At 73.0% G+C, this 12,229-nt stretch carries 11 protein-coding genes; 5 read left to right on the forward strand and 6 right to left on the reverse strand.

The window, feature by feature from the left end; translation table 11 throughout:
• Positions 1 to 4: 4 nt before the first annotated feature.
• Positions 5 to 1,180 (forward strand): cytochrome P450, encoded by a 1,176-nt coding sequence (locus D1369_RS35930; RefSeq protein WP_118082837.1) that lies wholly within the window; start codon positions 5 to 7, stop codon positions 1,178 to 1,180.
• On the opposite strand, the gene D1369_RS35935 is transcribed toward D1369_RS35930, so the two are convergent.
• Both D1369_RS35935 and D1369_RS35940 read right to left on the reverse strand, forming a co-directional pair.
• Complete coding sequence (locus D1369_RS35935) at positions 1,160 to 2,431, reverse strand: SWF or SNF family helicase (protein WP_118082838.1); 1,272 nt, start codon at positions 2,429 to 2,431, stop codon at positions 1,160 to 1,162. The two genes, D1369_RS35930 and D1369_RS35935, sit on opposite strands and share 21 nt — an antisense overlap.
• Positions 2,428 to 5,259, reverse strand: coding sequence for a DEAD/DEAH box helicase (locus D1369_RS35940; protein WP_118082839.1), 2,832 nt, complete (start codon positions 5,257 to 5,259; stop codon positions 2,428 to 2,430). The genes D1369_RS35935 and D1369_RS35940 overlap by 4 nt, the downstream gene beginning before the upstream one ends.
• A gap of 240 nt (positions 5,260 to 5,499) precedes the next feature.
• On the opposite strand from D1369_RS35940, the gene D1369_RS35945 reads away from it, so the two are divergent.
• Positions 5,500 to 6,558: an acyl-CoA desaturase gene (locus D1369_RS35945; RefSeq protein ID WP_007380311.1), complete on the forward strand. Its 1,059-nt coding sequence runs from the start codon at positions 5,500 to 5,502 to the stop codon at positions 6,556 to 6,558.
• Positions 6,559 to 6,687: 129 nt separating this feature from the next.
• A complete protein-coding gene (locus tag D1369_RS35950) occupies positions 6,688 to 6,870 on the forward strand; it encodes a hypothetical protein (protein WP_037899104.1) in 183 nt (60 codons plus the stop codon).
• Positions 6,871 to 6,923: 53 nt separating this feature from the next.
• Here D1369_RS35950 and D1369_RS35955 read toward each other — a convergent pair whose 3' ends face one another.
• Together D1369_RS35955 and D1369_RS35960 are read right to left on the reverse strand one after the other, a co-directional pair.
• On the reverse strand, positions 6,924 to 7,973 hold the full coding sequence (locus D1369_RS35955; protein ID WP_118082840.1) for a hypothetical protein: 1,050 nt from the start codon (positions 7,971 to 7,973) through the stop codon (positions 6,924 to 6,926).
• A 135-nt stretch (positions 7,974 to 8,108) separates the two neighbouring features.
• Positions 8,109 to 8,405 carry a hypothetical protein gene (locus D1369_RS35960; RefSeq protein WP_037899101.1) on the reverse strand — a complete coding sequence of 99 codons (297 nt, stop codon included), beginning with the start codon at positions 8,403 to 8,405 and terminating at the stop codon, positions 8,109 to 8,111.
• 324 nt (positions 8,406 to 8,729) lie between these two features.
• On the opposite strand from D1369_RS35960, the gene D1369_RS35965 reads away from it, so the two are divergent.
• Positions 8,730 to 10,091: an FAD-dependent monooxygenase gene (locus D1369_RS35965; RefSeq protein ID WP_007380309.1), complete on the forward strand. Its 1,362-nt coding sequence runs from the start codon at positions 8,730 to 8,732 to the stop codon at positions 10,089 to 10,091.
• A gap of 54 nt (positions 10,092 to 10,145) precedes the next feature.
• Here D1369_RS35965 and D1369_RS35970 read toward each other — a convergent pair whose 3' ends face one another.
• Positions 10,146 to 10,679 (reverse strand): PadR family transcriptional regulator, encoded by a 534-nt coding sequence (locus tag D1369_RS35970; protein WP_007380308.1) that lies wholly within the window; start codon positions 10,677 to 10,679, stop codon positions 10,146 to 10,148.
• Positions 10,680 to 10,787: 108 nt separating this feature from the next.
• On the opposite strand from D1369_RS35970, the gene D1369_RS35975 reads away from it, so the two are divergent.
• Positions 10,788 to 11,543, forward strand: coding sequence for an alpha/beta hydrolase (locus tag D1369_RS35975; protein ID WP_007380307.1), 756 nt, complete (start codon positions 10,788 to 10,790; stop codon positions 11,541 to 11,543).
• A gap of 6 nt (positions 11,544 to 11,549) precedes the next feature.
• Here D1369_RS35975 and D1369_RS35980 read toward each other — a convergent pair whose 3' ends face one another.
• The gene (locus D1369_RS35980) at positions 11,550 to 12,149 is read right to left on the reverse strand and encodes a class I SAM-dependent methyltransferase (RefSeq protein WP_007380306.1); all 600 of its coding nucleotides are present in this window, start codon (positions 12,147 to 12,149) and stop codon (positions 11,550 to 11,552) included.
• Positions 12,150 to 12,229: the final 80 nt, after the last annotated feature.

Here is a 12,229-nt window from a genome sequence, read left to right on the forward strand (position 1 = left end):
CACCATGCCCGCGCCCATGCTGGAGGAACCGGCCCCGGACGGCCGCGAATCGGCCTCGGACCCGTACCCGTTCTACGCCGCGCTGCGGGCCAAAGGCCCCGTGCATCGCGTCCTCGTCCCCGGAAGCGGTGAGAGCTGGCTCGTCGTCGCCCATGACGCGGCGCGAGCGGCGCTGACCGACCCCCGTCTGCGCAACGACATCCGGCATTCCTCCTCCTGGCGGAGCGACGGCGGACACGCGGTCGGCCGCAACCTGCTCCAGACCGATCCTCCGCAGCACACCAGGCTGCGCCGGCTGGTGGCGGCCCACTTCACGGCCGGGAGCGTCGCCGCGCTGCGCCCGAGGATCGAAGCCATCGCGCTCGACCTCCTCGCCGCACTGCCGGAGCGGGGTACGGCCGATCTGGTCGCCCGGTACGCGCTGCCGCTGCCCGTCGCGGTGATCTGCGGCCTGCTGGGCGTGCCCGCGGCCGACCGCGAGGTGTTCCACGCCTGGTCCGACGAACTGGTCAGGCCCACCTCGCCCGAGGCGGCGACCACCGCCGGAGCCGCACTGACCGAGTACCTCACCGATCTGATCGCCCGAGGACGCGAGGGGAGGGCGTCCGGCCTGCTCGGTGACCTCGTGGCAGCCGAGGACCTCACCTCCGAGGAGATCCTCGGCATGGCGTTCCTGATCCTCGTCGCGGGCCACGAGACGACCGTCGACCTGATCTCCGGAACCGTCCACGCGCTGTTGGCCCACCCGGACCAACTCGCCCTGCTCCGCGCCGAACCGGATCTGACCGGGCCGGCCGTCGAGGAGTCCCTGCGCTACAACTCGCCCGTCCACGCCACCGCGTTCCGCTTCGCGGCCGAGCCGCTCGATATCGACGGCACCCGGATCGAGGCGGGGGACTCCGTGCAGATCTCGCTCGCCGCGGCCTCCCGCGATCCCCTGCGCTATCCCGACCCCGACCGCTTCGACCTGCGCCGCGCCACGCGCGCACACCTGGGATTCGGCCACGGACCGCACCACTGCCTGGGCGCCCCGCTGGCCCGCGCGGAGGCGACCGTGGCCGTGCGTCTGCTGCTGAGCCACCGGCCCGCGCTCGCCTTCGCGACCGACCCGGGCAGCTTGGCCTGGCGCAGCAACACCCTCCTGAGGGGCCTGGTCGAACTACCGCTGCGGTTCGGCTGAGACGGGCTCCGCCGAAGCCAGAGCCGTCGCCGGGTCCAGGGCCGCGGAGCCCGCGAGCATCCAGCGTCCCCCTTCCTCGCGGTACGGCCACCACCGCCCGTCCCGGCCCAGGCGCACCTGGGCCGGGGCGCCGACGACCGTCCACCGGTTGCCGTCTGCCGTGAGCGACGGCCGTTCGTCCTCGTCCCAGGCCGAGTCCAGAGCCGCACGCGCGCGTGCGAGCGCGGCGCCCGAAGGCTCCCATTGGTCTTCCAGCACGGACAGTGCGTCCGCGCCCTCGAGCTCCCACGCGCGCGTGGCGTCCGCCAGCGACCGCGGGTCACGTCCCGATCCGCCGGCGAGCCGCTCCGTCAGTGCCTGGTCGGGCGCGGCAACGGCAAGTCGTACCGCGTCCTGGGCGGTCGTCAGTTCTGTTACGGGAGGAAGCGGTTCGGAGGACCGTTGACGCAGCGCCACCGCGAGCAGCCGATGTGCCTCTACGGCGGTCCGGCCGGCCAGATGACGGACGGCGACCGGGTCGAGTCCCGGACCCGGCGGGGCCTCGGTGTCCAAGGAGGGCGGCAGGCCGGGCTCCTCGGGCAGTTCAGGGGGCGCGGGCAGCGGCGGCAGGATGTCGCCGGCCGCGTACGCCTCGGCGGCATCCACCCCCTCCGGTCCCGGAGCTTCCTCCGCGGGCGCGGCACCGCGCGCCTGTATGTCTTCCAGGAGGGCGTGTTCGCCCCGGCCGCGCATCAGCAGCAGCACGAAGGGGTCCTGATCCAGCAGGCGGGCCACCTGATAGCAGAGGGCTGCCGTGTGCCCGCAGTGGTCCCAGGCGCCGCAGTCGCACTCCGGTTCCAGATCGCCCAGCCCCGGCAGGAGTTCGATGCCGGCGGCCGCCGCGTCCTCCACCAGATGCGGCGGCATCTCGCGGTCCAGCAGCGCCGCGACGTGCCCGGCACGTTCGAGGGCCATGTCGAGAAAGCGGTCCCACTGCTCGGCCGGCAGTTCGGCCAGCAGGACGTCGGCGCGGTGCGTGGTGCGATCACGGTTCTGCACGACGGCCGTGATGCGCCCGGGACGTACCGAGACCGCGCCCACCGCGCCCGCGCGGGCGAGTGCGCGGCCCGTCTTCACCTGCCCCGTGTCGAGCGCGGCGTCCTCCAGCGCACGCAACCAGGCCCGGCCCCACCACGTCTGCGCGAAACCCCGCCCCTGCGCGGGAGGCAGCGCCGCGAACGTGCGCTCCCTGTCACCCTCGTGCCCGGTCATCGTGCGCCCCCTCGCAGTTCCACCAGCTCGGCCAGCTCGGCGTCCGTCAGCTCGGTCAGTGCCGCCTCGCCGGAACCGAGCACCGCGTCGGCCAACTCCCGCTTGCGGCGCAGCATGTCGGCGATACGGTCCTCGACCGTCCCCTCGGCGATCAGCCGGTGCACCTGCACGGGGCGCGTCTGGCCGATGCGGTAGGCGCGGTCGGTGGCCTGCGCCTCGACGGCCGGGTTCCACCAGCGGTCGTAGTGCACGACGTGCTCGGCCCGGGTGAGATTCAGGCCGGTGCCCGCCGCCTTCAACGACAGCAGGAACACGGGCACTTCACCTTCCTGGAAGCTGCGCACCATCGCCTCGCGCCGGACGACCGGCGTCCCGCCGTGCAGGAACTGCGACGGCAGGCCGCGCGCCGCGAGATGCCGCTCGATCAGACGGGCCATACGCACGTACTGCGTGAACACCAGGACGCTCGCCCCTTCGGCGACGATGGTGTCGAGGAGCTCGTCCAACAGCTCCAGCTTGCCGGAACGGCCGACGACGACCGGCTCCTCCTCCTTGAGAAACTGCGCCGGGTGGTTGCAGATCTGCTTCAGCCCGGTCAGCAACTTCACGATCAGGCCGCGCCGCGCCATGCTGTCCGCCCCCGCGATCTCCGCCAGGGTCTCGCGCACCACGGCCTCGTACAGGCCCGTCTGCTCCGGCGTCAGCGACACGGCACGGTCGGTCTCGGTCTTCGGCGGCAGCTCCGGGGCGATTCCGGGATCCGACTTGCGGCGCCGCAGCAGGAAGGGGCGCACCAGCCGGGCCAGACGCTCCGCGGCGGCCGGGTCCTGACCGCTCTCGACGGCCTGTGCGTACCGGGCCCGGAAGGTGCCGAGCCGGCCCAGCAGCCCCGGAGTCGTCCAGTCGAGGATCGCCCACAGCTCCGACAGGTTGTTCTCCACCGGGGTTCCGGTGAGCGCCACGCGTGCGCGTGCCCCGATCGAGCGCAGCTCCCGGGCGGTCGCCGAGTACGGGTTCTTCACATGCTGCGCCTCGTCCGCGACGACCATCCCCCACGCGGCTTGGGCGAGCCGGGGCGCGTCCAGGCGCAGCGTGCCGTACGTGGTGAGCACGAACTCCCCGTCGGCCAGGCCGTCGAGCTCGCGGCGCGGACCGTGGAAGCGGCGCACGGGCGTACCCGGTGCGAACTTCTCGATCTCGCGCCGCCAGTTGCCCATCAGGGAGGTCGGGCACACCACGAGGGTGGGGCCCGCGCTCGCCGGGTCGGTCTGCCGGTGCAGATGCAGCGCGATCAGGGTGATCGTCTTGCCGAGTCCCATGTCGTCGGCCAGACAGCAGCCGAGACCCGAGGACGTCATACGGGCCAGCCAGTTCAGGCCCCGCCGCTGGTAGTCCCGCAGGGGCGCGGCGAGCGCGGCGGGCTGCGGGACCGGCTCCTGGCCCTCCGGGTCCGCCAGCCGGTCCCGCAGGGCCGCCAGCCACCCGGTGGGCTGTACGTCGACCGGATGGCCGTCGACCTCGGCGGAGCCCGTCAGAGCGGCTCTCAGGGCGTCGACGGGCGTCACCTTGTGGTCCTGCCGGGCGCGGGCCCGGCGTACCTCGCGCGGGTCGACGAGCACCCACTGGTCACGCAGCCGCACCACAGGCCGGCTGGCCTCGGCGAGCCGGTCCAGCTCCTCGCGCGTGAGCTGCTGGTCGCCCAGTGCGAACCACCAGTCGAACGCGAGCAGGGCGTCGGCGGACAGGAACGACGGAGCGTCCGCCGACCCCCGGTCGTGGTCGTCCGGCGGACCGACCGTCGCGCGCGTGGTGAGCCTTCTGGCCATGTCCTTCGGCCAGTGCACCGCTACGCCCAAGTCGGACAGCGCGTGTGCGCCCGTTCCGAGCAGATCGGTGATCTCCTCGTCGGCGAGTTCGACAGCGTGCGGGACGGCCGCCGAGAGCAGCGGGGCGAGCGGGGGCCACGCGCGTGCGGCCCTGCGGAGCGCGAGCAGGCAGTCCATCCGCGCGTGGGGGCCGAAGGCGGTGGCCCCGCCCCATACGTCGGCGGCGTCCGCCACGATCGTCGGATCGCTCACGCTGTGCACCTGGAGCACGGCCCGGAAGGCGGGCGCCTCACCATCGGTCAGGCCGCGCACCTCGATCCGCAACGAGACCCGTACGTCCGCGTCGTGGCCCGCGGCGACATCCGCCGCCCACGCCCGCTGCTCGGGTACGTGCCGCGGGTCCTGGGCGGCGTAGGCGGGTCCGCCCGTCACGAGGGGCGCCGCGGGAGAACGGGGCAGGGCGTCGGCGACCGCGTCCAGGAAGGCGCGCAGCAGCTGTTCGGGCTCGGGCAGCCGCAGCGGCTCGGCGGTGCTCAGCGGTACGGCGTGCGCCTCGGGCGGCATGGCCGCGGCCAGCCTGCGCACCCGCTCGGCATCGTCGGGGCCCAGGGGGCCCACCCGCCAGGCGTCGTGGTCGGTGGCGGACAGGCCGGGCAGCAGCAGCCCGCGCGCCACGCACTGCAGGGCCAGCACGGCCGCAGCTCCCCAGAAGACGGTGGCCCGGTGCCCGTGCGGGGAGGTACGCGCACGCGTGAGGACCGGCAGGGCGACGCGGACCGGGAGCAACACCGCGGGGAGCTCGACCAGTTCCACACCGTCGTCGCCGGGCGTCACGAGCGCGAGGTCCTCGACCGTCCCCGCCGCGACAGCGGGAGGAGGGGCGCCGTCGGGCTGCCAGAAGGCCACACGGCCGGTGCGGGCCGGGTCGCCGGGCACGAACACGGCGCGGCACGAGGCCAGTTCGGAGATCTCGGACGGTGATGCCGCGGGAACTCTCTGCACAGAGATCGCGGGACTCCTCAAACTTGACTACGTCGTCGGGGTGGTCGAGGGTACATCACCACTCGGGCCTTCGTGGCAGCGGCCTGAAACACAGGTCGCGCGGGGGGTGTCGGCAACCCCCCTGTCGGCCCGGTGCTGACCCCCGCACGCAGACGGGGGGCCGCCACATGGTCGCGACAGGTCGCCGGTCCGTACGTTTCCTCAGGTCAGCACGTTTCCTGAGAGAGCCGGAGCCCGGACATGTCCCAGAGCACCGTCACCGTCGCACCCCGCCCGCGCGGTACGTCCGGCCCCTCGCCCGGCGGCAGCGAGTTCGCCCCCCTCCTGCGCGCGGTGAAGGCCCGGGGCCTTCTGGACCGCCGCCATGGCTGGTACGCCCGGACCGTAGCCCTCAATGCGCTCGCTCTCGCCGGACTCGTCACGGCTGTCGCCCTGTCCGGCGACTCCTGGCGCACCCTGCTGCTGGCCCCGCTCCTGGCCGTGTTCTGCGCCCGCACCGCCTTCATAGGGCACGACGCGGGCCATGCGCAGATCACCGGCGACAGGACGGCCGGCCGCGTCATAGGCCTCGTCCACGGCAACCTGCTGCTCGGGATGAGCTACTCCTGGTGGAACCAGAAGCACAACCGCCACCATGCCAACCCCAACCACATCGACAAGGACCCCGACGTCGCCGCCGACGTCCTCGTCTTCAGCGGCGAGCAGGCGACCGGACGCACCGGCTTCAGGCGCCGGCTCACCCGCCACCAGGCCTGGCTGTTCTTCCCGCTCACCCTGCTCGAGGGCATCGCCCTGAAGATCCAGGGCTTCCGGGACCTGCGCCGACAGGAACCGGGGGAGCGGGTCGTCGAGGGCGCCCTCCTGGTGAGCCACGTCGCTGCCTACGCCGCGCTGCTGCTGACCACCATGTCCCCCGGTAAGGCGCTCGCCTTCGCGGCCCTCCACCAGGCGTTGTTCGGCCTGCACCTGGGGATGGCCTTCGCCCCCAACCACAAGGGCATGGAGATGCCGGACCCGGACGGCGAGTCCTGGGGCCACCTGCGCCGCCAGGTGCTCACCTCCCGCAATGTCCGCGGCGGTAGCCTCACCGACTGGTTCCTCGGCGGCCTCAACTACCAGATCGAGCACCACCTCTTCCCCAGCATGCCCCGGCCCCATCTGCGCCTCGCGCAGCCCCTGGTGCGCGCCCACTGCCGGGATCTGGGTATCCCCTACACGGAGACAGGACTCGTCGACTCCTACCGACAGGCCCTGAGCCACATGCACGAGGTGGGCGAGCCGCTGCGGGCGGACCGCTAGGCGACGCGCATCCGGGGTGCCTCAGGGCAAGGTCTCAGGGATGTCTCAGGGTCGCGGTGCGGAACTGCGGGAAGCGCGGACCCGTTTCCTGGACAGAGAGCGGCAACCGCCGCGAAGGAGGCGACGTACATGTCGAAGAACGCGAAGATCGCCGCGGGGGGAGTGGCGGTCGGGCTGCTCCTGCTGTTCTGGCTGCCCTGGTGGGCCTCGTTCCTGATCATCGTGGGAGTCCCGGCCGCCGCGTACCTCACCCTGGACCCCTCACAGCGGCGCCGGCTGCGCCGCGTCACCCGCAAGGAGCTCGGGCGCTGACCCACCCGCACCGGCCGGGAGCACGACAGGCCCGGACGGTGCGGTGCGGGGGCTCAGCTGGGACGTACGGCCATCTTGTCGAGCGCTTCCAGCAGCCCAGGCAGCTCGGGGCCCCGGCCCACCGGCAGGACCTCCCCGGGCTCGTCGTCGAGCAGCACGAAAGCGATGTCGTCGGTCCTGGCGACCAGTGACCAGCCGGGACCGTCGGCGCGCAGCGTCCGCGCGTCGCCCGACGCGAAGGACGACCGGACGCGCCCCAGGGGCGGCGGCGAATCCACGTAGGCGCGGGCCTCGGCGAGGACACGCCGGACGCCGCTGTGGCCCTTGGAGGCTTCCTTGCCGGCCGCACCTGAGGCGGAGGGTTCCGCAGCCGTGTGGCCCGCAGCGCTGTCGCCGGCTGTGCTGCCCCCCGCAGCCTCATCGCCCGGAGCCTTGTCCGGCGAGGCATCGCGGGCCGAGGCGCCCGCGTTCGTGGTCACGCCGTCCTGGGGCAGGCCGCCGTCGGTGGTGAAGCCGTCCGTGGTGCTGACGGCCGTGGTCCTGCCGTCCACGGCCTTGTCGCCCTCGTCACTCACCGCAGACCCGCCGTTCGGGCTCGCGAAGTTCGTGTCATCGATCTGTTCGCGCCACATCGCCCACTGGAGCGCGATCTCGTCGGCGCCCAGACGCCGCTGGGCGGAGCCCCACGTGGACGTGTCCGGCGGCGTCAGTGGCGGGCCGTCGGCGGCGTCCGGATCGGGATCGTGCGGCGCCGGCACCCCGGGCGCGGCGACGGCGACCGCGAGCGGCCAGCCGGGCAGGGCGGCCACGACTGTGCGCTCGTCGGGCGACAGGTCGTACTCCATGCCGCAGTCCCAGGACGCGATGGCGACGGCGACCAGGGAGACGTCGTCGACGACGACCGTCCACCGGGCGCCGCCGCCGTCCTGGCCGATCACCAGGCCGTATCCGTCCGCCAGCGGTGCCAGACCGAGCGCCGCGCAGGCCTCCGGATAGTCGTCGCCCAGCACGCTCGGGAACTTCGCCGGCGTCAGCAGCACCGCCGTCAGCACATAGAGCGCGTCGTCCGCGGCGGCGACGGCGTCCTCGTCCGTCCCGGCCATCACAGCCTCCCCATCGGTTCGTCCAACGGCGCGCACCCTAGTGTGCGAGGAAGGCGCTTGTCACGACTCCCAAGAACACCCGGAGCTGCAGTTTTCCGGCTGGACGGGGGCGAATCGACCACTCTTGCCGGCCGCTCAGGCCGCCGGCAGTCCGAGGAGCGCACGTGCCACCGTACGCGGGGACTCGTCGCGCTCCCGCGCGAGGGCGATGACAGCTCGGCACGCCAGCTCGTTGACCCCGAACGACAGTGCCTCCGGCGACACCCAGCCCGACGCCTCGTCGATCCGGTCCTGGTCGTCCTCCGCATAGGCCGAGACATACGCGGCGGCGGCCTCGAAAAGATTGTGCGCGCGGCCTTCCCGGCCGGTGGGTGTCTCGGTGCGCAGTGCATCGACGACTCTGGCGCTGGACCTGCGGAACCTGGCCCACATGCCGATCACCTTCCCCCTGTGTGACGTGGTCCTGGCGAACGTTCATCTTCTGCTACTCAACGTAAAGTCGGAGCCGCGACGGCAGAAGAGGGCCGGAGTGCGGCGGTCGGTGCGAGGACCGCAGTGCACTCGCCCGTGCCGGGCCCGAGGCGGACGTTCCCGAGTTGCTCAGAAGGGCCGGAAAACGGTCAACCTCCTTTGCGGGAGGGAATACTCGTGTCGTCTCGCGACATGACGACCAGGGGGAGGGGTTCGGTGAACTCTGCCGGAGAGACAGGCCGTCGGGGAGAAGACGGCGGCGGGGACGGACGGCACGCCGTTGTCGTGGGCGGGAGCCTCGCAGGGCTTCTCGCGGCGCACGTCCTGGCCGGGCACGCCGACCGGGTGACCGTCGTCGAGCGCGACCGGTTCCCGGACGGCGCCAAGCCGCGGCCGGGGGTGCCGCAGGGCCGCCACCCGCACGTCCTGCTCCAAGGCGGCCAGACGGCCCTGGAGTCACTGCTGCCCGGGTTCCTGGCGGAGCTGCGGGAGGCGGGTGCGCCTCGCGTGGGCATGCCGGCGGACATGGTGCTGTGGCAGAGCGGCCGTTGGTTCCGGCGGGTGCCGGCGTCGACGCACATCTACACCGGCTCCCGCGCGCAGCTCGAGGAACTGGTGCGGCGGCGGGTCCTCGCCAACCCGGTGATCAGTGTGCGGGAGGGGACCGACGTCGTCGGGTTCCTCGGTGACGCCACGCGCGTGCGGGGCGTGCTGGTGCGGGACCGCTCCGGTGACACCCGCGCGGAGTCCCGCCCCCTGGCGGCCGATCTGGTGGTCGACGCCTCCGGCAGCGGCACGAAGGCCCCTCAGTGGCTCGCGGCGATCGGCGCCGAGCGCCCACGCGAGGAGACCATCGACACCGGACTCGCCTACGCCTCCCGCGTCTACCGCGGCACCAACGGCGCCCTCGACGGCGAGACCCGCGGCTACTACGCCTATCCCGACCCCGAGCAGGTGCACGCCGGGGGTGCGCTGCCCCTGGAGGACGGCAGCCATCTGGTGATCGTCTCGGGCCTGCGCGGCGACGAACCTCCCACGGGCGACGACGAGTTCGTGACGTACGCCAAGAGGCTGCCGCATCCGCCCCTGCACCGGTGGCTGGCCGAGGCCGAACCGCTCTCCCCGGCGTTCGGCCACCGACGGACCGCGAACATCCGCCGCCGCCACGACCTCCCCGGCCGTCCGGCAGGATTCCTCGCCACCGGCGACGCGCTGTGCACCTTCAACCCGATCTACGGGCAGGGCATGGCCGTCGCCGCGATGAGCGCGGTCGCCCTGCGGGACGCGCTGGCCGACCGGCGCCGGACGCCCACGACACGGCGCGTGCAGCAGGCGCTCCTCGCGGCGTCCCGGCTCGCGTGGGACATCTCCGCGGGAGCGGACCGCAAGATGCCGGGTGCGGTCGGTACCGCGGTCGACGGTGGACCCGCGGACCAGGTCGCGGGGTGGTACCTGAGCCGCGTCCAGGAGCGCGCCCCCGGCGACCCTGTCGTGGGGCGGGCCTTCCGGGCGGTCCTGACCCTCTCCGAGCCCATCACCGCCTTGTTCGCTCCGCCCGTGGCCAGGGCCGTCCTCTTCGGCCCACCCGCGCCGACACCGACCGAGCCGCCCGCGGCACCGGAGGAGCCCGGAGCCCTGGCCCAGTGACGGGCGCACTCGGGCCCGTCGCGTGCGTCGTGATCCTCGACGGCGGCCGGGCGCCTACGCGGAAGCCGCGTCGAGCGACGCGATCGTCTCCCGCAGCCAGCTGAGTTCGGCCCGGGACGTGGCGCGCGCGATGGTCAGCACCCCGCGCCGGAAGGGATCGTCCACCTCCTCGGCGCTCAGCGGGCGGTCGCCCTCGTAGAAGAAGCTCGCGGGCTCCTCCAGGAAAGCGAGCCGACGCCGGAGTACGGCCGCCTGCGCGCCGGCGTCGGCCAGGTGCCGGAGGAAGGCGAGGACCGTGAACCACCGGTTCTCGTCGGTGACGTCGCGCGCGGCCGGTTCGGCGAGCCGTCGGCGCAACTCCTGACGGCCTTCATCGGTGAGCGTCAGGACATGGCGGGGCGCGGCCACGGCACCGGGTTCCGTCGCGCGCGCCAACAACCCCGCCTTCTCCAGCCGCTTGATGGCCGGGTACAGCGTGCTCTCGGCCACGGGGCGTACGTGACCCGCCAGCGCCGTGAGGCGTTTGCGCAGTTCGTAGCCGTGCAGCGGGGTGTCGTAGAGGAATCCGAGGATGGCGAGCTCCAGCATGCGCGCATTCTCCCGCATCGACGCTGTACATCCCTACTGCGTTACCTCGACTTCGCAATACATCGATACCGATGTATTGTCCCTTCGTGACGCACCGAGGGAGGGCACATGAGGCACGCCGAGTTCGACGACAAGGGAAGCCGCATCCGCTGGACAGAGATCCCCGGTGAGGAACCGGCACGCGTGTACGTGCACGGCCTGGGAGCGGTCTCGGCCGTCTATCACGCGCACATCGCGGCCCGGCCCGAACTCGCGGGCAGGCGCAGCCTGTTCGTCGATCTGCCCGGACACGGCGTCAGCGACCGTCCCGAGCACTTCGGTTACACGCTGGAGGACCACGCGGGCGCCCTGGCCACCGCGTTGGACGCCGCGCGTCTGACCGGTGTCGAGCTGATCGCGCACAGCATGGGCGGGTCGGTCGCGCTCGTGCTCGCCCACCGCAGGCCCGAGCTCGTGTCCCGGCTGGTCCTCACGGAGGCCAACCTCGACGCGGCGCCCCCGGCCACGGCGGGCAGCACCTGGATCGACGCCTACGACGAGGACGACTTCGTCGCGGGCGGCCACGCGCGCGTGCTCGAAAAGGTCGGCCCCCTGTGGGCAGCGACCATGCGGCTGGCCGACCCGCGCGCCCTGCACCGCAGCGCGGCCGGGCTCAGGCGCGGATCGGCCCCCATGATGCGCGCCATCCTCGAAGGCCTGCCGATCGATCGCGTGTATCTCCAGGGCGAGCTCAGCGGCGAACTGGAGGGGCGTACGACGCTGGAGGCGGCAGGCGTGCGCGTGGTGACCGTCCCCGGTGCCGGGCACAACGTCATGTTCGACCACCCCGACGCCTTCGCCGCGGTGGTCGCAGGCAGGCTGTGAGCTCGTTCAGTCCTCGCGGACAGCCAGGGCCAGGAAGCGGGCGTCCTCGTCGACGTACGACGTCATGCGCCACCCCGAACCGGCCAGCAGGGGACGGAGATTGGGCTCGGCGCGCAGGTCCTCGGGGGTGATCTGCCGTCCCTGGCGCGCCGCGAGCGCGGCCCTTCCGATCGGATGGAACAGGGCCAGGACGCCGCCGGGCCGCACCACTCGGGCCAACTCGCGCAGATTCTCGGCCGGTCTGGGCAGGTGGGAGATAAGGCCCGCTCCGAAGACGGCGTCGAGCGACCGGGAGCGCAGCGGCAGCGCGGCCACGTCGGTGAGCAGCAGCCGTCCGTCCCGGTCCCGTCCGGCGCGTACGGCTGCGTGCAACATGGCCGGGGTCAGATCTGCTCCGAGGACCACTCCCGAGAGCCCCACGGCCGTCCGCAGGGGCGGCAGGGCCCGTCCGGTGCCGCAGCCCGCGTCGAGGACGCGGTCGCCCTCGCGCAGCCCGAGCTCCGCGACCGCGGCGGCGTAGGCCGGACCGTCGTCAGGGAACCGGCTGTCCCAGTCGGCGGCGCGGGCCGAGAAGAACTCCTGAACGTGTGTGTGGTCGTCGCTCATGTTCCGCATGATCCCTCACCGACACGGATGAAGCCCCGGCGCGCATGTTCGAGCGTGCCGCGATCGTTCAGACACACCTC

It is taken from the genome of Streptomyces sp. CC0208 (genome assembly GCF_003443735.1).
In the GTDB taxonomy this organism is placed as follows: Bacteria; Actinomycetota; Actinomycetes; order Streptomycetales; family Streptomycetaceae; genus Streptomyces; species Streptomyces sviceus.